Source organism: Pantoea sp. X-Soil-TKNS-1280 (assembly GCF_059730475.1).
This window is the reverse complement of sequence record NZ_AP035963.1, coordinates 390,317-412,294: the sequence shown is the minus strand read 5'-3', so window position 1 is coordinate 412,294 and position 21,978 is coordinate 390,317. Positions and strand designations below refer to the sequence as shown.

The 21,978-nt window shown below is 50.4% G+C and carries 17 protein-coding genes; 6 read left to right on the top strand and 11 right to left on the bottom strand.

Annotated elements, in window-relative coordinates; genetic code table 11:
* The first annotated feature begins 192 nt into the window (after positions 1-192).
* Both AC6I8X_RS21860 and AC6I8X_RS21855 read left to right on the top strand, forming a co-directional pair.
* Complete coding sequence (locus tag AC6I8X_RS21860) at positions 193-729, top strand: C40 family peptidase (protein ID WP_084880800.1); 537 nt, start codon at positions 193-195, stop codon at positions 727-729.
* Positions 730-783: 54 nt separating this feature from the next.
* Entirely contained in the window at positions 784-1,914 is a 1,131-nt protein-coding gene (locus tag AC6I8X_RS21855; RefSeq protein WP_497841092.1) for a GGDEF domain-containing protein, read from the top strand.
* Here the strand turns inward: AC6I8X_RS21855 and AC6I8X_RS21850 are convergent.
* The 7 genes from AC6I8X_RS21850 to AC6I8X_RS21820 form a co-directional block, all read right to left on the bottom strand.
* Entirely contained in the window at positions 1,907-3,520 is a 1,614-nt protein-coding gene (locus AC6I8X_RS21850) for a mechanosensitive ion channel family protein (RefSeq protein ID WP_497841091.1), read from the bottom strand. The two genes, AC6I8X_RS21855 and AC6I8X_RS21850, sit on opposite strands and share 8 nt — an antisense overlap.
* Before the next feature lie 33 nt (positions 3,521-3,553).
* Positions 3,554-4,741 carry an OmpP1/FadL family transporter gene (locus AC6I8X_RS21845; RefSeq protein WP_313684625.1) on the bottom strand — a complete coding sequence of 396 codons (1,188 nt, stop codon included), beginning with the start codon at positions 4,739-4,741 and terminating at the stop codon, positions 3,554-3,556.
* 16 nt (positions 4,742-4,757) lie between these two features.
* The gene (locus AC6I8X_RS21840) at positions 4,758-5,057 is read right to left on the bottom strand and encodes a YicS family protein (protein ID WP_313684627.1); all 300 of its coding nucleotides are present in this window, start codon (positions 5,055-5,057) and stop codon (positions 4,758-4,760) included.
* Between the two features lie 14 nt (positions 5,058-5,071).
* Positions 5,072-6,346 (bottom strand): anaerobic sulfatase maturase, encoded by a 1,275-nt coding sequence (locus AC6I8X_RS21835; protein WP_497841090.1) that lies wholly within the window; start codon positions 6,344-6,346, stop codon positions 5,072-5,074.
* 8 nt (positions 6,347-6,354) lie between these two features.
* Positions 6,355-7,350, bottom strand: coding sequence for an HAD family hydrolase (locus tag AC6I8X_RS21830; protein ID WP_497841089.1), 996 nt, complete (start codon positions 7,348-7,350; stop codon positions 6,355-6,357).
* A gap of 61 nt (positions 7,351-7,411) precedes the next feature.
* Positions 7,412-9,106: an arylsulfatase gene (locus AC6I8X_RS21825; RefSeq protein WP_313687748.1), complete on the bottom strand. Its 1,695-nt coding sequence runs from the start codon at positions 9,104-9,106 to the stop codon at positions 7,412-7,414.
* Positions 9,107-9,280: 174 nt separating this feature from the next.
* Positions 9,281-11,254, bottom strand: a complete 1,974-nt coding sequence (locus AC6I8X_RS21820) for an alkyl/aryl-sulfatase (protein ID WP_497841088.1) — start codon at positions 11,252-11,254, stop codon at positions 9,281-9,283.
* 432 nt (positions 11,255-11,686) lie between these two features.
* Between AC6I8X_RS21820 and AC6I8X_RS21815 the strand changes: the two genes are divergently transcribed.
* Positions 11,687-11,953 carry a YdgH/BhsA/McbA family protein gene (locus AC6I8X_RS21815; protein ID WP_497841087.1) on the top strand — a complete coding sequence of 89 codons (267 nt, stop codon included), beginning with the start codon at positions 11,687-11,689 and terminating at the stop codon, positions 11,951-11,953.
* A gap of 41 nt (positions 11,954-11,994) precedes the next feature.
* On the opposite strand, the gene fhuE is transcribed toward AC6I8X_RS21815, so the two are convergent.
* Positions 11,995-14,193 (bottom strand): ferric-rhodotorulic acid/ferric-coprogen receptor FhuE, encoded by a 2,199-nt coding sequence (gene fhuE / locus AC6I8X_RS21810; RefSeq protein ID WP_497841086.1) that lies wholly within the window; start codon positions 14,191-14,193, stop codon positions 11,995-11,997.
* A 434-nt stretch (positions 14,194-14,627) separates the two neighbouring features.
* Between fhuE and AC6I8X_RS21805 the strand changes: the two genes are divergently transcribed.
* Complete coding sequence (locus tag AC6I8X_RS21805; protein WP_497841085.1) at positions 14,628-15,722, top strand: YncE family protein; 1,095 nt, start codon at positions 14,628-14,630, stop codon at positions 15,720-15,722.
* 71 nt (positions 15,723-15,793) lie between these two features.
* Entirely contained in the window at positions 15,794-16,534 is a 741-nt protein-coding gene (locus tag AC6I8X_RS21800; RefSeq protein ID WP_497841084.1) for a 2-phosphosulfolactate phosphatase, read from the top strand.
* Between the two features lie 14 nt (positions 16,535-16,548).
* Here the strand turns inward: AC6I8X_RS21800 and AC6I8X_RS21795 are convergent, their stop codons facing one another.
* From AC6I8X_RS21795 to AC6I8X_RS21785, 3 genes are all read right to left on the bottom strand, one after another.
* Positions 16,549-17,373, bottom strand: a complete 825-nt coding sequence (locus AC6I8X_RS21795; RefSeq protein WP_497841083.1) for a sugar phosphate isomerase/epimerase family protein — start codon at positions 17,371-17,373, stop codon at positions 16,549-16,551.
* Positions 17,370-18,821, bottom strand: coding sequence for a sugar porter family MFS transporter (locus AC6I8X_RS21790; RefSeq protein WP_497841427.1), 1,452 nt, complete (start codon positions 18,819-18,821; stop codon positions 17,370-17,372). Before AC6I8X_RS21790 ends, AC6I8X_RS21795 begins: the two co-directional genes overlap by 4 nt.
* Before the next feature lie 171 nt (positions 18,822-18,992).
* Complete coding sequence (locus AC6I8X_RS21785; protein WP_497841082.1) at positions 18,993-19,862, bottom strand: AraC family transcriptional regulator; 870 nt, start codon at positions 19,860-19,862, stop codon at positions 18,993-18,995.
* 699 nt (positions 19,863-20,561) lie between these two features.
* Here AC6I8X_RS21785 and AC6I8X_RS21780 point away from each other — a divergent pair.
* A complete protein-coding gene (locus AC6I8X_RS21780) occupies positions 20,562-21,971 on the top strand; it encodes a sugar porter family MFS transporter (protein ID WP_497841081.1) in 1,410 nt (469 codons plus the stop codon).
* Positions 21,972-21,978: the final 7 nt, after the last annotated feature.

Genomic DNA, 21,978 nt, shown 5'->3' with positions numbered 1-21,978 from the left:
ACATCCTGCACCTGTCGATTAATTCATCAGAAAGTGATTTAACTATTTACCTGCGGAAATATCCTGGTATTGTAGTGTAAGCCTGAGTAAGTGAAGTGTAAGGTACTGCAAGTCTGAGCGGTTCTGATTTTTCCGGCGTTCATTACTGCGGTATAAACCTGAAACCAACTTCAATGAGTGACACACGACACCATGAATTCCCCTGCAATGTTTAAGGCACTGGCCGCTCTGGTTTTTCTCTCTCTCGCAGGGTGCTCGTCCCATTCTGCTCATCGCGACTCTCAGGCCGATAATGACAGTGCTCAAAGCCAGGAAGATCTTATTCCGGTTATTGCCGCGTTGCATGACCAGATGCATTCATGGCAGGGAACCCCTTATCAATGGGGTGGCACGCAATTATCTGGTGTTGATTGTTCTGGTTTCGTGTGGCGCACCTTAAAAGATCGTTTCAATATTCCGATGGATCGCGTCACCACGCGTGAATTAATTCAAATGGGCGAGCGGGTCCAGCCTGACCATATGCAGCCTGGCGACCTGGTATTTTTCCGTATCAATCATGAATTGCACGTTGGTTTTTATGACACCGATCAACAATTCCTGCACGCATCGGCCAGCCGTGGCGTGATGCGTTCCTCTCTGAACAATCCTTACTGGAAATCGGTATTTATTCAGGCGCGTCGCTTGCACCGGGAATACAACTCTGAAATCACCCTGAATAAAACCACCTGATTTACACCCAGCAGATAAACTGTTTATCAATGCCATCAACGTAAAGGATGTCTGGTGAACAGTTCCCAACCGCAACGTCGGCGACCAACAGAATTTGCCGTACGCTGGCCTAATCGTGGTGCGATGGTCAGGCAGGCATTGTCACAAAGCCTGCCGTGGTTTGCCTTCGTCAATATTAGCTTTGCTTTACTGATCGCCCTGCGTGATCGTTTGTTTGATCACTACGATGATAGCCTGGTCACACATCAAACGCTGATTCCTGTCGTCGAAAGTGGCGTCTATCTGGTGATTGCCGCATCGCTGTTGTTATTGATGGCGGTATGGCGTGGGCAACATCATTTGTCGATGTTGGGTCTGACGTTGCTCACGCTGATCGGTGTGATTTGGGCATTCAACTGCTACTGTTTTGCCGTTTACTGGCAACTTCCTTTAACTTATCCACTTAGCGTTATTTTGTTGCTGACGGCAGTGGCTGCCTTCTATTTTTATCCCGGTGGGTTGCTATGTTTTATGTTGCCGCTGTGGCTGGCTGTGCCGTTCGCCAGCGTGCAGCTGAACCAGGGTATCAATCACCGCTTTGCCATCATGTGGCTGATATTCACCGTTATCCTGATTTACGGTCGCTATATTTTGCTACGCTGGTTCAACGAGGCCTGGCAGCGCTACGAACAAAACCAGTTGCTCATCTCCCGGCTGGATATGCTGGCGCATCAGGACGTGTTAACGGGCACAGCAAACCGGCGCGCGCTGGAAAATCATCTCAGCCAGGCGATAACGCAACAGCGCCCATTCAGCCTGATTATGCTCGATGTTGATTACTTCAAACGCTACAACGACCACTACGGTCATCAGGCTGGAGATGAATGTCTGGCGGCGGTAGCTGAAGTGCTGAAAGAGGCCGTGCGTACCCCGGAAGATGTCGTGGCGCGTTATGGAGGCGAAGAATTTGTGGTGATGCTTGTGGATGCTACGGTTGCTCAGGCAGAATCCGTAGCCGCGCGGATCCAACAGAGTTTTCAACGGCGTGCGCTGCCGCATGCGACATCTGACGCTGCCGCGTATGTGACGGCCAGTATGGGTATTGCCCGTGCAGCGCCCGGTCTGACGGCTGAGGCGATCATTGCTCTGGCTGATAAGGCGCTGTATCGCGCTAAAGAGCGCGGCAGAAATTGCTGGGTCAGCTGACATCCGGGTCTGGCTTGCGCGCCGGAGGGGGGTACCAGTTTTCCGGCGTGACCAATACGCTTCCCTCCGGCTGCACAACGAAATTTGGCGACATAATCTGCACACCAAACTCATTAAATACATCCTGAATATGGCTATGTAGTTCAGTTCTGGCGGCGGCCAGAGATCCCCCTGCTGGCAGCCGCACCTGAAGTTCATAGGCGATGTACCAATCCATCAGCGCCAGTTGACGTACCAGCGGAGGTTCCTGATGTACAATGGCCTGCGTGCGGCTGGCGGCTAGCTCAAGCATACTGTGCACCTGACGCCATGGTGTGTCATAGCCGATCGTCACGCTGGTGGTCAGATTAATCCCTGTGCCTTTAAGTGCGGTGCTGAGATTGGTGATCTTGCCACTGACCACCACCGCATTCGGCACCGTTACCTCATAATTTTCCCGTGTGATGATTTTTGTCGCCAGCATCCCGACTTCAGTGACCACACCTTCATTGTCACTAATACGAATCACATCGCCTTTACGCAGGGCGCGTGAGTAGGTGAGCACCAGACCACTCATGGCATGGTTCATGATACCTGCCGATCCCAACGTCAGCATCAGACCGAAGAACACGCTAATACCTTTGAACGCCAGGGAATTGGCACCAGGCAGAAACGGATAAGCGGCAGAAAGCGCAAACAGCCAGATAGCAACGCTGATCAAACGGCGCGTTACGCCGATAGTTTCAGGATGCAGGCCGGGAATATGCATATTTCCGTACTCGACCCGGCGCAGTAGCAGCCGAATAATACGGGTAAAAAGGGCGGTGATCAGGATAATCACGGCGACGATAAACAAACCCGGCAATGCCGAGAGCACCGCCACGCCGATCTCCTGCAACAGCGCCAGCGCATAATCACCCAGATCCAGTCCCCAGATGCGGGTATAAGGAAACAAGCGCAATACCCAGCTTAACCACAGGTAAGTTATGACCAGGCAAAGCAGCAACATTAAGGTCTGATACATCCGTAAGCGGACTGGCCCGAAAAAAGTCCGCACCGGCGCAGGTAGCAGGTGTTTGCGGCTGACCGGACGTTTGGCCGCTGCGCGTGCCTGCCATTGATTCAGGTGCCAGCACAGCGCCACCAACAGGACTAACCCCGCTGCGCCAGCCAGGCTTTTCACCAGCGAAATCAGCAAATAGTGCGGAGAGTACTGCTCCTTCAGTAAGGCACGTAATTTTTCCAGACGCTGATAAACACGGTCTGCCGCCTGCATCAGCGTTAAATCGTCACCTTCATCCAGGTCGGCCTGGCTGAGTAACATAAATGGTTGATGGTTGACGGAAAATAGCACCCCTGGCTGGTGGTAGCGCATCACGGGTTCCATAACGACCGGTTGTTGCAGATCGTCAGCGTTTAGCCCGCGTAACTGTGTCAGGGTGCGTTGCACGCGTTCTTCCGGGCTGGTCATGCCAAAACGTGCCTGCAACATCACGACGGGTTGATTCAGCAGTACCAGGGTTCGTGCTTTCTCCTGTGGTGAAGGTGACTGACGCGGTTCAGCGCTAAACACACTTGTCGCGAGAAAGAGTAATAGCCAGCAAAGCAGATAAACGCCTGTTTTCATTACGCTCATCCTCGTGCCAGGTTCTGACGGTAATCAGAACTGATAGCTGTAATTCATGCTGAAAAAATAGATATTCGGATCGTTATAGTGACCTTTCACCAGTGGCGATGAAACGGACGACGATTCCATATTCAGGTATTCAAAGGCCACCCCAATATTGCTGGACGTTGTCAGCTGGTATTGCGCACCAACGCCATAACGCCACGCTGCACCCGAGGGCATGGTCATTGAGGTGTCATCCTGGTTTTTATAGAAACTGCTGTCATAGGCGATACCCGTGTTCAGACGCCATTGGTCATTTGGGCGGAACTGCACGCCAAGTGCGGTGTGCCAGGTGTCGTGCAGGCGATTGTCGCGCGTCAGTGGTTGGCCGCTGACAGTGATCTGATTGGCACCGTAAGCGCTCCAGTCCTGCCAGCCGAGGTCGGCTAACAGCGACCATTGCTGATTCAAATCATGAACCGCACTCAGCATCAGCTGTGCCGGGGTATTAATTTGCGCCGCAATTGGCAGGGTATAAGAAACATTATCCAGCTGCGGGAAACGTGCCTCGCCATTAATATTGAAGTGGTATTCCGTTTTGCTGGTATAAGTCAGACCGATACGCGTGGCTTGCGTGACTTGCATCAGCAGACCGGTGCGGAAATTCAGCGCCCAGTCATGGTCAGTGGCTTTTTCATCCTGCCCATCGACATCACGCGTTAGCGATAGAAAACCATAGTTGATGCCAAGACCCAGCCCCCAGGAAAGGCGATCATTAATTTTCCAGGCAATCGCCGGGCTAAATGTCATCCCCACCAGAGTGCTTTTTTTGATCAGACGATCACCCGCCCAGTCACCAAAATCCAGCCCCAGGCCGTAATTGCCATACAGGCCAATGCCAGCAGACCAGGCATCATTGATACGCTGATGGTAAAAAACGCTGGCACCGGGGAACCAGCCAATGGTGTTGCCTGGACTGTTGCCCTTCAGAAGGGCATCGTTATCCAGTTGGTACGGCGTGTCGCCATACAACGCTTGCAGGCCGCCAGTGATCATCCGATCGGGCAGGCGTGTCATCCCGGCGGGATTCGTCATCAATGTGGAAGCATCCTGCGCACGCGCCGCCTGGCCTGCACCCGCCAACCCAACATCTTCCGTCGCGATTTCATACAGATAGAGGCCACTGGCGCTGACAGGTAGCGGCGACATGACGGCCACGAACAGGACAATATGGCGCATAATGGCTCCCGGCAGTTTATTTGCTCGTCAAATCGGTTGGGCAGGTCACTGCTGATATTTTTTGCTGGTAAAGTTGTTTTTTACCGCTTTTAAGCTCGTATGCGGCGCTGGTAATGGCGTCGTGGCTATCCGGGTTATCCATAAAATGTTTTTTCATCACGTCATCGGAAATGGTGCTGCTGACATGGCAATGGGCGCGTAAATCCTTGAGGATGGTTTGTTCACGCAATGCCGTTGCGAGGCTGTCATAAGGTGATGCGGCCAGATGCTGAAGGGGGATTGCCGCGAAAATGATCATCAGTAGAAATCGGCGCATGTTGTACTCCTGGATTACTCTTTGAGGTTGTTAAGGATGCTGGCGATTTGCTCTAAAGCGGGCATAGCTGATTTAAAGAATGTTTTGATACCGGGACATAAATAATTAAGTCCAGTCTCCCCATCGGGAGCGCGTACGATGCGGTTTTTGGGGCATTCACCCCAGCACAGTTTCAGGTATGGGCAGGTTTTGCAGTAGCGGGGTAGCGTGTCTCTTTTCCCTATGCCGAACTGGCGTTGCCGTTCGGAGAACACCAGATGCGCCAGTTTATGGGTGGTAACATTGCCCAGGCGATATTCCGGATAAACGTAATGATCGCAGGAAAAGACGTCACCATTTTTTTCTATCGCCAGGCCTTTGCCGCAAAATTCAGCGGTGATGCAAAGTTGCGACGGTAATCCCATGGTTTGCACCACCGCCGTTTCGAACAGGTTGACCTGTACACGTCCTAAATCCTTGCTCACCCATTCCTGAAACGTCACTTTCAGAAACTGACCCCAGTCTTCGGGATCGACTGACCAGTCGGTGACGACAGAGTCGAGATCGCCCGGTTTCGCCCGGCGGGAACCGGTCACCGGGATGGTATCGTCACGCCAGAATTGAGGGGCAGTGCTTTTAAAATCAACCGGTTCCACACAGGGATTAAATTGAATGTAGGTCGCCCCCAGCTCCTGGGTTAAAAACCGATACACTTCCAGTGGAAACCTGGCGTTAGTGCGGTTCACGACGACGAGGGCATTAAAAGGAACGCTGTGGCGCTTTAATGCGTCGATACCTTTCATCACGCGATCAAAGGTGGGTTTTCCACTGCGCGTGACACGATAACGGTCATGTAACTCCCGTGGCCCATCAATTGAAACACCCACGAGGAAATGATGCTTCTTCAAAAATCTGGCCCAATGGTCATTAATTAACACCGCATTGGTTTGCAGATCATTTTCAATCCGCTGGCCGTGGGGTTGGTATTTTTTCTGTAAAGCGACAACCTTTTCGAAAAATTCCAGCCCCATCAATGTCGGTTCACCGCCTTGCCAGGAAAAAATGATCTCCTCCCCGTCCTGGCTGGCAATGTATTGACGAATAAAGTCTTCCAGTATTTCATCACTCATACCTGCATCACGATGCTGATGTAATAACTCTTCTTTATGTAGATAAAAGCAGTAGTTGCAATCCAGATTACAGGTGGAACCGGATGGCTTTGCCATCATGTGATAACGACGTTTGTAGTTCACTCCCAGCTTTTCAAAAGTCGGCAGCGGAGTCAGCGGAATAGTCGTGCTATGTTTCATCGGATGCCTCACTGAGATGCCGGGAAGACGGTGTTCCAGTCTTTTTTCATGCTGACAACGGGCCAGCCATGCCGATGTGCTTCATCCAGTCCTTTATCCAGTCGTCCAAAAGCGGATTGACGGTCGTAGGCATATTCACGCTCAGCGTCATCGTGATGAAGATAAAGCACCAGATTGGTTTTAGAGCCAGAGGAGACATATTGCAGCATCGGCAAATCGCCATCGGAATTGCCAAAGGCGAGGATGGGCATCCGGCCAATATAACGATTGATGGCCACCGGTTTATTATCACCATCGTCGATAAAGTTAATAACCCCTTGTTTAATCAGACGCGGTTTGCCGTCTTTCCCCATTTCGAATTTGACCTGGTCAGTCGAACCAATCACCTGTTCAGGTGGGATGCCATAGGTTTTTTCTACCCACGGACGCATAAAGTCAGTGCCACCGCCGGAAACGATATAGGTTTTAAAACCGTTGGCGCGTAGATAGCTCAGCAGCTCCAGCATCGGCTGGTAAACCAGTTCGGTGTAGGGGCGTTGGAAGCGAGGGTCGCGCGCAGTATGCAACCATTGTGTCACGCTGGTTTTAAAATCGTCGGTGGTCATTCCGGCGTCAGCGGCGTGTTCAATTGCCATCAGTCCCTGATTGCCGGTTGCGGCCACGGCATGCATATCGTTTTCCAGTATTCCTTTAAAAGGCTGCTGGTTTTTCCATGCCGGATGCTGGGGGGCCAGCGCTTTGATACGATCGATCAGGTACACCAGTTGCACATACGCAGGTTGTTCGGTCCAGAGCGTACCGTCATTATCGAATACCGCGATACGTTCCTCTGGCGGCACGTAATCCGCACTGCCTTGTTGTGTGACTTTCTGGACAAAACTCATAATCTTTTCTTTTGCCGCAGAGTCATTCCAGGAGGGGAGCTCCGTCGCAGCGTGGACGGCTTGCACGGCACAGCAAAACCACAAGGTGAACACAATGATTGAATGCGCGAATCTTTTCATTTCGATACCTTCATGAAGGCAGAAAAAATGGCCCATAAAATATGGGCCACGCATTAAATACTCAGTTACCGGTTGGTAATCCCAACTGGAAACCTTCTTTATCGAGCTGATCGCGCACATTCTGAAAACGTTCGTACTGGCTGATGGTGATCGGACCGGTGTAGGTCTCACTCTGTGCTTTACGCGGTGGATATTTGGCATAGGTTTTCATCAGGTCACCGATAGCCTGATTGAACGTTACCAGGGTCCAGGTGTGCTCGGTGTAGTTATTCATAAAGATGTCATAGCGTTCCTGCGGGTCCTGCCAGAGATCAAAAATCTGCGGCACGGTAGCAACATAGGACGATGGGCCTTTCCAGCCTAAGTTACTGTCCACTGCCAGGCCTCCGGTTGGCATACCATTGTCACCGCGCAGGTTAAATTCTGCCTTGTAATGCCCAACCCTAACCGCTCCCGGCGTCAGTTCATTTTCGGTGAAGTAGAACCATGAGGTACGTGGGTCTGGGCCCGTGCCGAACAGCACCGGTGAGATGTCGTAACTGTCGAAAATAATCGGTTTACCTGCCCGATCATTTTTGGGCAGTTCTTTAATGCCGGCAACGGAGGCAAAGGTCGCCATTAAATCAAGCCCGCCGACAATGTCGTGGTTTTTAACATCCGCTTTGATTTTGCCTGGCATCCAGGCGATGGCCGGAACGCGACTGCCACCTTCACGGTCGGTGCCTTTGGTGCCACGGAAGGGCGTATAGCCAGCATCAGGATAGACATCCTGCCAGGCTCCGTTATCGGTGGTGAAGACAACTAAGGTATTTTTATCCAGTCCCAGTGAACGGATTTTGTCCATGATATGACCAACCCGGGCGTCCATTTCGACCATAGAATCGGCATATTTCGACTTGGACATCGATTTCCCAATGAAGTCGGGGTCAGGCATATTCGGTTGATGGTTCTTCATGAAATTGATGCTCATGAAAAAAGGTTTGCTATCTTTTGCATGAGCGTCGAGGTATTCCAGTGAGGCTTTTTCTACATAGCGATCAAAGAAAGGAATACCGACCACACCCTCTTTGCCATTAATTTCGGGGGTATTAACGTACTGACCATTTATTTTGAAATCCTCATGGGGCGCTTCACCCGCTTTTCCTGATAAGGCACCACGCGTCACGCGGGCGAACATTTCGCGCAGTTTAGGATCCATGTCCGGGAACCAGGTTGGATCGGCGTAGGTATAGGCATTGAGATGGTAAAGCCCGACATAGCGCATCTCGTCATAGCCCTGGGCGTTAGGCAGGGCATAGTCGGATTCCCCCAGGTGCCATTTCCCGGTAAAGAAAGTGTCGTAACCTGCTGTTTTAAGGACTGAAGCCAGCGTCCATTCTTCTTTTGGCAGTCCGCCACCTTGTCCCTGGAATGCCACGGTGGTCATGCCGCTGCGGTTAGGTATGCGGCCGGTTTGCATTGCCGCACGGCCTGGGGTGCTGCTTGGCTGTCCATAAAAACTGAAGAAGGTCATCCCTTCCTGGGCCATTTTATCGAGATTTGGTGTTGGCATACCCCGGCCCTCACCACCCCCATATGCGCCGAGATCGCCGTATCCGGTGTCGTCTGCAACAATCAGAATGATGTTAGGTTTACTGCCATCACCCTGATTATCAGACACATTTTTCGCTGGTTCTTCGGCCCGGCTGGCACCGGGAAACAATATTGAACCAGCAGCCAGTGCCAGAACGCCGACGCCTTTGTAGGATCTGTTCATCGTATGAATCCTTAGAAATAGCGGTTGATTAATAAAAATTAAATTCAACAGGGGTACTGAAATTGAGCGAAATCCTGGGTCGGAAATTTTTATAAAAATAAGGCATGGCGGGTGCTAAAAAACACGCCATGAAAAGAAACAGGCTGCCAAATAATTCAGCAGCCCGTTAAACGATTACGGTGTCACCATATTGAACCAGAACTCGAATTTATCCATGTAGCCAAGTAACTCATCGACTTTGGCGGGATTACCGCTGATTTTGACTTCCCCCTTATCCTGTGCCTGCTTCAGCGTTTCTTCCTTCAGAATGATGTTGTTCAATGTGTCGCGATTGAGGGTGAGGGTGGCATCCGCTTTTGGTGCCTGGGCATCGGACGTGTGGTTGAGTACCCCGTTTTCCAGTTCCAGCTTGTACTTGCCGCCATCATCACCCAGATCGACATTAATCAGAGCCTTAGCATTACCGGCTTTCTCACCATTGATATGTACGGCAAGGAAATCGAAGAACATTTCTGGTGTCATGGCTTTAACCGTATCCGGACTGGCGGTATTCGGTGTGGGCAGTTTCATTACGCCATTACGCAGCTCTTGTGCGCCGGTCAGATAAAAATTACGCCACGGGCCGGATTCGGCCTGATATCCCATCTGCTCCAGGGCATCGGCTTCGAGATCGCGTGCGGCTTTGTTGTTTGGATCAGCAAAAACCACTTTGCTAACCACCTGCGCCACCCAGCGATAATTCCCCTGATCGAAGTCGGTTTTGGCTTTTTGCAGGATATTGTCCGCGCCGCCCATATATTCAACAAATTTCTTCGCCGCTTCTTCCGGGGGGAGTTCATCCAGTGTGGCCGGATTGCCATCAAACCAACCCAGATAAAGCACGTAAGTGGCTTTAACATCGTGGCTGACTGAGCCGTAATAACCCCGGTTAGCCCAGGTTTTTGCCAGTCCATCCGGCAGTTTGAAGTTGGCGGCAATTTCGTCACGCGTCAGGCCTTCATTCGCCATCCGCAGCGTCTGGTCGTTGATGTAACGATAGAGATCGCGCTGGGTTTTCAGCAGATTGTTGACGTTATCATTGCCCCAGGTCGGCCAGTGATGCTGGGCGATAATAATCTCGGCTTTATCGCCCCAGCGGGTAATGGCATCGTTGATGTATTTTGACCAGGGCAGCGGTTCACGAATTTTCGCACCGCGCAGAGAGTAGGTGTTATGCAGGGTATGGGTGACATCTTCAGCCGCCTCAATCATTTTTTTCTGTTCGACATACCACAACATCTCTGATGGCGCTTCAGAACCCGGTGCCATCATAAATTCATAGGTCAGGCCATCAATGGTGTGCTTCTCACCGGTTTTGCTGATGGTATCCGTTGGGGCGATCAGGGTGACGGTACCCGCTGAAGTGGTGGTGCCTAATCCCGCGCCGACCTGGCCTTTCGGGTCCGCTTTTAACAGGTTGCCGTACATGTAACTGGCACGGCGGCTCATCACGTTACCCGCCATGATATTTTCAGCCACCGCAGCCTCCATAAAACCTGCCGGGGCATAAATTTTTACTTTGCCGGACTTCACATCCGCTTCGTCTACTACGCCACGTACCCCACCGTAGTGGTCAACGTGGCTGTGGGTATAAATCACCGCTACCACCGGCTTTTTACCACGATGTTTATAGTAAAGATCCATCCCTACTTTGGCGGTTTCAGCGGAAACCAGTGGATCGATAACCGTGATACCTTTGTCACCTTCGATGATGGTCATATTGGAGAGGTCAAGATTGCGGATCTGGTAGACGCCATCGGTAACCTGAAATAGCCCACTGATATTGATTAACTGTGATTGACGCCACAGGCTGGGATTAACGGTATCCGGCGATTTCTCACCCTCTTTAATAAACGCGTACTGGCCTGGATCCCAGATAACATTTCCGGCTGCGCCTTTAATCACAGCCTCGGGTAATGCGGCGATAAATCCTTTGTGGGCATCACTAAAATCGGTTTTATCAGAGAAAGGTAAATAGTTATACAGTGCATCATTGGTCGTTTTGGTAGCCGAAGTGGCATCTTTGCGCAAGTCTTCCGCAGCTAAGGAATTAAATGCGGTGCTCAAAAGCGTAGTAAGTATAAGGCAATGCAGGCATTTCCGTTTCATTGACTGACCTCAACTGGGTGGACTAAAAAGTTTAATCAGGTTGAAGCCTGGTGAATTTAAGGCCAGTAAATAATGGAGGGGTAGCCCAAAGGTAACGATTTAAAATGCGAAAAGAAATTCATATTTTGATGTAAGCGTAGCCGATGATTTACGGCAATCAAGCGAAGCGATAATAATATTTACCTTTTGTTTTTGTCAGGTTTTTCATTCTATCATATTGATCTGTTTGTATATTGCGTTCTGCGTCTATCTTTCTGTAAATATTGCCATTTATTTCAATTTTCGCTTCGCTAATAAATTTCTGATAGTGGCGTTTGTGTGCTTAAAAATAGGTGGAGTTATGGGTTGGATAGTTGCAATATTTTTATCTCGGTCTAAAAATTTAATTGCTGTGATGCTCAGTCCGTATTCAATCATCTCTGAGGTGTGATAATGAAAAAGATTCTGGCAGGAATGATAGCGTGTATTACCGCCTCGCTAATTTGTGTTTCGGCCTTTGCTGCGACGGAAATCAGTAAACAAGAAGCGAAAAAACATCACAAAATAGGAACCGTCAGTTCCACCAAAGAACATACCTCACCACGAGCGGTGATGGAGGAAATATCTCAAAAAGCTGATGCGATGGGCGGTAAATATTTTGTCATCACCTCCGGCAATGAAGGTGACAAAGTCCGTGCGACGGCAACGGTATACAAATAAAAACACTGCGCCCTGTTAATTCAGGGCGCAGGCATCGGTTATCAGAACTGATATGACACGCTGACCGAGAAGTTACGCGGTTCACCGTACACATAGTTGCTCATGTAGGCGTAGTAGGTGCGATCAAACAGGTTATCGACGTTAGCCTGAACCGCTACCTGTTTAGTGACCTGATAACGGGCAAACAGGTTAGCCAGCGGATAGCTGCCCTGGTAGACACGTTGGGTGCTGCCATCCGGTGCGGTCAGGTCGTCGAACACGCGGTTTTGCCAGTTGATACCGCCACCAATGGTGAGCTCTGGCAGCACGGGCAAGCGATAACTGGTGAACAGTTTGAAGTCTGTTTGTGGTTGGTTCGGATTGTAGCGGCCATCCGAATCACGTGCGACATAACGTGTCGCTCCAAAGGTCAGTTGCAGATTATCCGTGAGTGCGCCATTCAGCTCGAACTCAGCACCTTTACTCCGCGCTCCCTTAGTCGCGGCATAAGCCTGTTCGCTGCTGTTATTGACATACACGCCATCAACAGCCTCACCCACATTGTTTTGCTCAATACGGAAGATCGCCATAGTTGCGGTCAACCGACCATCAAACCACGCCGATTTCAGGCCGGTTTCATAGCTTTTTCCCGTTACCGGTGACAGGTAATGGCCGCTGCTGTCGCGATACGTTTGTGGCTGGAAGATGGAGGTATAACTGGCGTAAGCCGACCAGGTATCGTTGATGTCATACACCAGGCCGGCATAAGGCGTGATGTTGTCTTTATCCATATTCCCGCTGCTACCGTTGGTGCTGTATTGCGTGTAACGTGCACCGATAATCAGCGACAGCGGATCGGCCAGTGAGAAACGCGCGGCGGTGTAAGCCGATTTCTGACGTACCACGTCATCGGCGTTTTGATACCAGTCGCCCCACTCAGGTTCCGCGATATTGCCATTCCAGTGATTGTTAAATATCCCGATATCATCACTGGCAATATCTCCTGCATCTTCATCAGTGATGCCATTCTGGCTATAGGTGCTGTTGTGCTGACGGCTGTAGCTAACGCCTGCCATTAACTGGTGCTGACGACCGAACAACTCAAAGGGGCCGCTGGCATAGCCATCTACTGAAGTCAGTTCACGTTTACCGCGGTCCTTACTACCAAAACCATCGGCACCTTCACCGGTGGTTTGATCCGGGTAAGCCATGTAGCCCACATACAACAACTTATCGCTGAAGGTGTTTTCGGCATGTGTGCCGTTCAGACGGAAACTCCAGCCATTATCAAAGTTATGCACCAGGTCGGCATACACTTTGCGCACTGTGGTGTGGTAGTAAGTCCAGTCGGCGGATGAGTTCAGGCTGCGGCGGTAATGCGTCAGAGAACCATCGCTGTAAAACACCGGGTTGCCACCCCAGGTAGGGTCACGCGTATCGGCGTCCTGATAATCGTAAGCGAGCGACAGGGTGGTGTTATCGGTGAGATCTGCATCAAGGGTGCCGTACAGGAATTTGGTATTTTTATGGTAACGATCCAGCCAGCTGTCCTGATCCTGGTAACCTGCGATAACGCGCCCACGTACCGAGCCTGATTCGTTTAATGGCGCAGAAAGATCAGCGACATAACGCTGTTTATTCCAGCTTCCGTAGCTGGCACTTACCGTTCCGGTGAAATCTTTGCTGTCGGCATGTTTACGTACCATGTTGACTGACGCCGCCGGGCTACCTGCGCCGGTCATCAGGCCAGTGGCACCGCGCACGATCTCGATACGATCGTAAATCGCGGTATCCGAGGCGGTATCCCCGTAGTTCCATGCATCCCCCATTGAGGTAGGGATGCCATCATAAGTGAAGTTGGTCAGCAAAAAACCACGGGAATAGTAGTAGGCGCGTTCGCTGTCGTCCTGGCTACTGGTAATCCCGGTGGCATTATTCAGCACGTCATTAATGGTTTGCAGTTGTTGGTCCTGCATACGCTGCTGGGTAACGACGCTGACTGATTGCGGCACATCGCGCGGCGTCAGCAACAATTTGGTACCGGCACGGGTGGTTTTGACCTGATAGTCCTGCTTATCCTGGGCGGTGTTGTCGCCGCTGGTGGTGGCATCCACCACCAGATCCTGCTGAGTATTGCTGCTGTTATCCGCCGCCTGTGCCGTCATCGGGTTGAGAAGGGCGTGTACTGCCATTGCCAGCAATGAAACCGTAAAGGTTTTGCGCATGCCGGACGCGTGAGTATCCCTGCAAATCAAAGACATGATATTTCCCGTCAAAAAGAGCGTGTTTGTTATCGCTTCTTTTTTTTATTTAGCCGCACCATCCTGCGGCATTTAACGCAAAGAAGCGCATTAATTGAGAAAGCCAATGATAATCATTTGCTTTAAAAACTCTAAAAAGGTTTCATTCAATTATGTAAATATTTGTATAAATTAAGGTAATCATAAGGATAGGGTGTCAATAGACCCTTTAATTACTCAAGTTAACGTTTTTACTGACGTCAATTCACCTGCCAGCTGGCGGATTTTTCAGGCAAATGTTCCGTTTATAACGAGGGGAGTGGGCTTCTTCTAAGCTGTTGTTTAAGGGGGATTTGCTAAGTTTTCGTTAATGCGTATGATTCTCATTCTTTCTACGATCATTTCCGCCAGGGCTTTGCCCTGCCGGAGACCGTTATCCATTGATGGAGTTCAGAATGACATCGTTTTTCAGTCCGCGTCGGGCAGCGCTTGCCGCAGCGGTCATTGCCGCATTTAGCCTGACAGCCTGCCAGGCACCTGCTCAAAAAGCACAGACATCCGCCGTGGCGGTAGCCCCAAAACCCGCTGATAACCAGGTTACTCAGCGTGTGATTGGTGATGGCTTGTATGAACTGGCTTACTCTCCGGTAGCCAATGCGTTGTATGTCGCCAGTGCGCAGAGCTTCAAGGACGTTAACGGTGGCATGTTGTATCGCCTCGATGCGACGACACTGGCAACCAAAGGGGAAACCCATACCGATCTGAAAAACTTCGGTATGGCTATCGATAGCGAAGGTAGCGTGTTCTACACCACCAACTCGCTGGATGGCGGCGTGTCGAAAGTTGATGCGCAGAGCGGCAAAGTGCTACAACGCCTGATGCTGGGTGGTAAGAAGGATAAAGACGGTGACGTGCCCGGTGCACGCGAAATGTTGCTGCATGGCAACGAACTTTACGTGGGCCGCGTCGCTGATCCGGGCTTTATCTCGGTGGTGGATACCAAAACCTTCAAACCTAAAACCACGATCAAAAATGTCGGTAAATGGGTAACGGGCATCATCTATTCACCGCTGACCGAGCGTATCTACGCTGCCAATGGTGCAGGGGAAATCGCGGTCATCAATCCACGTACGCATAAAATTGAACAACGCTGGACGGCAGGCGATGGCAAAGAGTATCTGTTCCTGAATATGGCAGAAGATCCGGCCACCGGTCGCCTGTTCGTTACTGATGATTCCAAAGGCAAGACCACGCTGGTGTTTGACGAGCATAGCGGTAAGGTGATCAAACGTATCCCGGGTGACGCGCTGGGCATCAAGTTCAACGCGAAACGCAATGAGATCTACATCAGCCAGCGTGAGTCGAAGAAAGTGCTGCAACTGGATGCCACCCGCTATACGGTGAAAAACAGCTGGTCGTTCGATACCAACCCGAACAGCCTGCTGGTGTCACCTGATGGTGAAACGCTGTATGTTTCCCTGAAGCAGGCGTTCAATAAAGACAACTCCACCAAAGGCCCGGATAGTGTGGCGCGCATCGCGCTGAAATAAGCGGGAAAAATCTGTAGCAGCGCAATACACTATGCTCCCGATTGCGCTGCTACCCAAGGTGACTCTCCGTTATGCCTGATCACTACTTCTCGCAACATGGTTTCGATGTCCGTCTGGAATGGGGGCTTGCCGCCGCACAGCATCTGGCTCAGGATGCGGATTGTGTGATTGTGGTAGATGTCATGTCGTTTTCCACCTGTGTCAGTGTGGCGAATGACAATGGCGCATTGATAGCCCCCTGGCCCTGGAAAGACGCGTCTGCCCAGGCATATGCCGCAGAAATGGGTGCGCAGGCCGCGAGCATTGATCGGCGCTTCTCTGCTGAAACCTTTACCTTATCGCCCGCTTCATTATTGAATATTCCTGCCGGGACAAAACTGGTGTTGCCATCACCCAATGGTTCCACCATTGCGTTTAAAGCGCGCGACCATGGCGGCGCGGTATTTAGCGCCGGATTACGTAATCGGCAGGCAACCGCAGCGGCCTGTGGTCATTTTCAACGGATTCTGGTGATCCCCTGTGGTGAACGCTGGCCGGATGGGAGTTTGCGTCCGGCGATTGAGGATTATGTTGCAGCGGGCGGAATCATTCAGGCATTAGGCACGCGTCTGCGTTCCCCGGAAGCGGAGATGGCGGCTGCGGCCTTTCAGGCGGCGCAGCAGCAGAATTTTGCCGTATTAAAAGAGTGTGCATCAGCCACAGAGTTAAGGGGGCGGGGCTTTGCAACAGATGTTGAGCTGTGTTTGCAGGTTGATGTGAGTGCCAATGCTTGCCAGCTGGCAGGGAAGTTTTTTGTTCCCTGCCTGAAATAGCCATTCAAATTGTATTAGCCCGTATAACTGCGCATATTTTCAATCACTTGTTTGGCTAACTCCTTATGATCCATTTCCCAACGGGCCGGGCTAAACAGTTCCGCCGACCATACCCCATCAAACCCAGTGGCTTTGACGGCATCGGTCCATGCCTGCATATCAATATCGCCTTCGCCCGGCATATAAGCGCGCAATACCGTCTCTTCCCAGGCTTCGCCGGATTTAGGTTTACGGCCATCGCAGAAGTGCACGCCAAAAATCAGCGCGGGATCTAACGCACGAATGTCTTCTGGAGTGACGGTGCCGGTGGCGAAAAGATGCCAGAAGTCGATGACCAGCCCGACATTGGCTTTGCCGATGCGCCGGATTACTTCCAGCGCCTGACTCAGGGTATTGAACTGGGTATGGGCAATGACCTCGATCTGGTAGCGCACGCCATACTGCTCACCAATACTGGCAATGGCGGAGATATTTTCCGTCATGATATCCATGATTTGTGCGGTTGGCAGGTGATCGATGCCATGCTGCGCCAGAATCTGGATCGTCGGACACTCCAGTTCGGCGGCAATTTGCGTCAACCGGACGGCTTCCGCCAGTAACTGCTGCTTCTCTCCTTCACGATGACGTTCAATATCAATCAGCGCATTCAGGCAGGCGGTTTGCAAACCATAGCCCTGTACCAGCTTAAGCAGTGAACGGGTGCTGCCGCCGTTATCGAGGTAACGCAGTAGTTTGTAGTGTAAAAACTCCAGGCCATCGTAGCCGGTTTCCGCTGCGATACGGGTTTCTGTGATGACGTTGCAATAATGCGTTGAGATACCGTGCAGAGCTTTAATCATGATTTACCTCGCAGGCTGGAAGAGGAGATGGACGCTGCGTTTGCGGCTGTCGCCAGCTTCATACGGCTGGCCAGCAGTTGTTCAATGTTCTCAAGTGCAACGCCGCGCGTCTCAGGCACGAAGCGCAGTAAAAACAGCAGACAGAACAGATTCAGTGCCGCGAAAATCCAGAACGAGAACGCGCCATGAAACGCCTGCTGTAACGCCGGAATATCGTTTAGAACCGGGAAAAACTGGGTAACGAGGAAGTTGAAAATCCACATCAGGCTGACGGCTAATCCCATCGCATAACTTTTAATGCGCGGCGGGAAAATTTCGGCAATCAGCACCCAGCAACCTGCGCCCCAGCTAATGGCAAACATCACCATAAACAATAATGCGGAGAAAATGGCCAGATAGCCGCTTTGCTGATTGAGCATGCTCCAGGAAAGCAGCAGCAGGGAGGCAATGGAACCGATGGTGCCCGCTTTCATCACCGGCAGACGGCCAAAGCGGTCATACAAGTTCATGGCAACAAAGGCACCGACTGCATTCAGCAAACCGATAAAAATGGTCTGAAATAGCAGTGTGTCTTTACTCATTTCACCGGTATTGAGAATCAAAGGTGCGTAATACATCACGATGCTGGCACCGGTGAGTTGCTGCAACACCGCAATGGCGCAACCCACCATCAATGCGTAACGCAACACCGGGGTTTGCCAGATATAACCCAGCGAGCTGCTGCCGTTGGTGGCATTCTGCGATTCTTTGCGTATCGCGATGATGTCGCGCGCCTCAGCTTTATTCAGGTCGGGATAGATTTTCTCCAGCACGCGTAATGCGCGTTCTCCCTGTTGATGATTGATACACCATTGCGGAGACTCCGGCAGAATCAGGGTGCAGAAGAACATCATAATCACGGGCACAAATTGCGCACCCATCATCCAGCGCCAGCCTTCATCAACCAGCCAGACTTCGGACATGCCACGCCCGATCAGGTAGTTGATGAGAAATACCAGCGTTTGGGACCCCACTAATGAAAGGTTAAAAATGCCGGACGCTTTGCCGCGAATACTGGCTGGCGCGATTTCGCTCATATACATCGGGGCGACAGTTCCCGCCAGACCAATGCCCAGTCCCGCGATGATGCGGGCGCAGGAAAATATCATAAACGAGCCAGCAAACGTGGAGCCTACAGCGGAAAGGGCAAAAGCCAGCGTTGCCAGCAGCAAAACCGGTTTGCGTCCCAGTTTTTCGGCGAGCTTGCCGGCGGTTAATGAACCGAGAATGCAGCCGACAAAAATACTGGATACAACCCAGCCGGTTTGCGAGGGATCGAGATGGAAATACGCCTGAATGGAATCGACGGTGCCGGAAATCACCCCGGTAGAATAACCGAACATCACTCCGCCAAGGGTAGCAATACAGCAGAGTGAATAAACATAACGGGCATTACAGCGATTACTCATCATCGCCTCCGTACAACCGCCAACTGGAATGCAAAGTCACCAGATACATAGTGGATCCTTACTCAGAATAATAAAGGTTCTGCAGGCTTAGCGAAATAAGCCTGTGCAGGGTACGCGGTCGGAAGTGCTAACCAATGACGCCCTTGATAATTTAAGCGAAATTACGCAGGGCTAACTTTTAACTTGCCCGGTCAGCCAGAATTTTTTATAGCGTGCAGGTGGAATGCCAATAAGATTATGAAATATGCGATGAAAGTTATTAACGTTATCATAGCCAACGGCATTGGCCACTTCGGTCACGCCAAGGTCGGTCGTGAGTAATAATGATTGTGCCTCACCGATACGCCGCCGGGTCTGATATTGTTTGGGGGAGTAGCCGGAGTAGGCCTTAAATACATGAGCCAGATAAAACTGATTCAAATTAAGCGCAGCCGTTATCGATTTTAACGCTATCTCATCTTTATAATGATTATCGATGTAGTCTTTAATCCGTTGACCCAAAAGGGTGCTGTCGCTTTCATGCTCCAGCTTGTTTTCAATCCAGATATTGCGACATAACAACAGTAAAACATTGAGCAGACTATCACCAATAGCAGAACTGTATAACCGCTTGCTGCTGACGTGTGACCACATTTGATCAAACAGCTGGCAAATCTCATCATAGAATTCACCACTGGGCATCACCGCAGTCTGAGCACGCGTGGTCAGCACATTTTGCGGTAAACCTTCGACTTTCAACTGCTCCACGCCGCAGCTATAAATCAGCAGATCATCAGAGGCGTGTGGGTTTTCATCATGCAGTACGTTAGCGTTGAACAGCAGCAGGTCACCGCGCTGCACGTTATAGCCACGTCCATCAATGTTGTAGATGCCGCTACCCGAGCGAATAAACATCAGTTCAAAACACTCATCATGCTTGTGCATCACGCGAGGGATCGCTGCCTCAGCCCCTTCTGCTTTACAGATAAACATAAGGCGAGGGCGGTGTCCGTTTTCGAATCCCCGCAGAGAGGGATGTTCATTGAGGCAGTAGGTCAGCATGATGTCTCCTGTCAGTGTGTTGCTATTCTTACATTACTCAGGGCTGCGGGTAATCATCAATTTTGCTTTTTAGACATATCTAAGTCACTGACTTTTAAAAAACTCACTGAATTTTAGCGCAACTAAATGCTGATTATTGTTATTGGCTCCGTCGATAGAAAATTAATTTTGATCGCCATCACACTTTTATTTTGCGCGAAAAATAGCCAGTTCCGGATATTATCGCCACGCGATATGACGAGCCACTACGAATCTGCACGAAAGTACTCGTCTGATTATATTTATCATCAAAACTGTTGTTCCCTGAACCATTGTGATGCCTGGCTCAGGATTAACTATTCCTTTTTAAGGCGGATGTTAAACCATTAAAAAAGATATATGGTAAAAAATCATTTTTTCGACTCTCTTGATTCTTGCTATGTCAAGGATTTGAAATTTATTCGTGATACGAATCACTCTATTCGCCATTTTTTATGCGAAATTTATGATCACCAGCACGCTGTTAAATCGTATCTGACTGGGTATATAGTTTTTCGATTTCACTTTGATATAACGTTGTCGCAACGATAAGGGAACTGATGCACCACTGCTGTGGCATCAGAAAATAAAAAACAGCATATTCTGGCTGAATAATATTAGTCATAACCGACCCAATTCAACGGCTGCTTCGGTATTACCTTACAACCAGATGGAAAAGTTATGTACAACAAAACTCACCTGCAAAATCCTCAGCGCATGAGGTTAATCACCATAGTCTCTACGATAGGGGGGTTATGTTTCGGTTACGATACCGGTGTTATTTCCGGTGCGTTGATATTTATGAAATATGATTTAAACCTGACGCCCACCCAAGAGGGATTTATTACCTCTTTCCTGCTATTTGGTGCCGCACTGGGTTCGCTGTTTGGTGGTTATTTATCTGATAAACAGGGGCGTCGGAAGAATTTGCTGTGGGTCGCCGCTATCTTTATTTTCGGTGCATTAGGCACTGCACTGGCGTGGAGTGTGCCATCGATGATTGTGGCGCGATTTATTCTCGGACTGGCCGTTGGCTGCGCCTCGGTCACCGTTCCGATTTATATTTCGGAGCTGGCGCGGGCCGATCAGCGTGAAAGACTGGTGACGGTAAACGAATTAATGATTGTGACCGGGCAGTTCCTTGCTTATACCGTCAACGCGGCGATTGTTAATCTTTATCCCGAAATGGCGCACAACTGGCGCGTTATGCTGGCAATTCCCGCTTTGCCTGGGGCATTGCTATGGCTGGGTATGTTAGTGATGCCGGAATCACCGCGCTTTTTTATGCGACGAGGTGAAACGGATAAAGCCGTTAAAGTGCTGAAAACACTGCGTCTGCCGGAGGAAGTTGATCGTGAGGTCAGGGAGATTCAGCAGATCGTCAAAGCCGACGAAGTAAAATTTAACCTGCTGACAGAAATGAAAAAAAGCTGGGTTATACAGCTGGTGTTGATTGGCCTGATGATTGTGCTGGCAACGCGGGTTACCGGGGTCAATACCATCATGTATTACGCGCCGACAGTATTAAAATCCACCGGTTTAGGGGATGCGGCAGCGGTGACGGGTGCCGTGGCGAATGGCGTGATTTCTATCGTTGCGACGTTATTCGGCATGGCGCTGATCGGCAAACATTCGCGGCGCAAAATGTTTTTTACTGGTCAGGCTGGAGTCACGCTCAGTCTGGTATTGATTGGACTGGCATTTAAAATGTTTTTCCATAATGAAACTATCAATGGTGTCGAGACGTTACAGGCTAATTTCGCCGGTGCCAGTTATGTCATTCTCGGGTTGATGCTGGTGTTCCTGGTGTTTATGCAGGGATGGATTGCTCCGGTATTTTGGCTGATGCTGGCGGAAATTTACCCGCTGAAAATGCGTGGTGTCGGCATGGGCTTTGCGGTATTCGGCTTATGGATCTTCGATTTCATTATTCAGTCAATTTTCCCGTTCTTGCTTAATCAATATGGCGGAGGGATGACCTTTGGTTTCTTCGCCGCGACTAATGTCATCATGTTAATTCTGCTGGTGAAATATTTGCCGGAGACGCGTGGTCTGACGTTGGAACAAATTGAAAATAAATTTCGCTTTTAATGCATGG

Bases quoted from the DNA above. Each gene is read 5' to 3' on its own strand.
- AC6I8X_RS21795 (WP_497841083.1), bottom strand. From the start codon at position 17,373: ATGATTAAAGCTCTGCACGGTATCTCAACGCATTATTGCAACGTCATC.
- AC6I8X_RS21840 (WP_313684627.1), bottom strand. From the start codon at position 5,057: ATGCGCCGATTTCTACTGATGATCATTTTCGCGGCAATCCCCCTTCAG.
- AC6I8X_RS21790 (WP_497841427.1), bottom strand. From the start codon at position 18,821: ATGAGTAATCGCTGTAATGCCCGTTATGTTTATTCACTCTGCTGTATT.
- AC6I8X_RS21850 (WP_497841091.1), bottom strand. From the start codon at position 3,520: ATGAAAACAGGCGTTTATCTGCTTTGCTGGCTATTACTCTTTCTCGCG.
- AC6I8X_RS21830 (WP_497841089.1), bottom strand. From the start codon at position 7,350: ATGAAAAGATTCGCGCATTCAATCATTGTGTTCACCTTGTGGTTTTGC.
- AC6I8X_RS21780 (WP_497841081.1), top strand. From the start codon at position 20,562: ATGTACAACAAAACTCACCTGCAAAATCCTCAGCGCATGAGGTTAATC.
- AC6I8X_RS21800 (WP_497841084.1), top strand. From the start codon at position 15,794: ATGCCTGATCACTACTTCTCGCAACATGGTTTCGATGTCCGTCTGGAA.
- AC6I8X_RS21845 (WP_313684625.1), bottom strand. From the start codon at position 4,741: ATGCGCCATATTGTCCTGTTCGTGGCCGTCATGTCGCCGCTACCTGTC.
- AC6I8X_RS21835 (WP_497841090.1), bottom strand. From the start codon at position 6,346: ATGAAACATAGCACGACTATTCCGCTGACTCCGCTGCCGACTTTTGAA.
- AC6I8X_RS21820 (WP_497841088.1), bottom strand. From the start codon at position 11,254: ATGAAACGGAAATGCCTGCATTGCCTTATACTTACTACGCTTTTGAGC.
- AC6I8X_RS21825 (WP_313687748.1), bottom strand. From the start codon at position 9,106: ATGAACAGATCCTACAAAGGCGTCGGCGTTCTGGCACTGGCTGCTGGT.
- fhuE (WP_497841086.1), bottom strand. From the start codon at position 14,193: ATGTCTTTGATTTGCAGGGATACTCACGCGTCCGGCATGCGCAAAACC.
- AC6I8X_RS21860 (WP_084880800.1), top strand. From the start codon at position 193: ATGAATTCCCCTGCAATGTTTAAGGCACTGGCCGCTCTGGTTTTTCTC.
- AC6I8X_RS21815 (WP_497841087.1), top strand. From the start codon at position 11,687: ATGAAAAAGATTCTGGCAGGAATGATAGCGTGTATTACCGCCTCGCTA.
- AC6I8X_RS21805 (WP_497841085.1), top strand. From the start codon at position 14,628: ATGACATCGTTTTTCAGTCCGCGTCGGGCAGCGCTTGCCGCAGCGGTC.
- AC6I8X_RS21785 (WP_497841082.1), bottom strand. From the start codon at position 19,862: ATGCTGACCTACTGCCTCAATGAACATCCCTCTCTGCGGGGATTCGAA.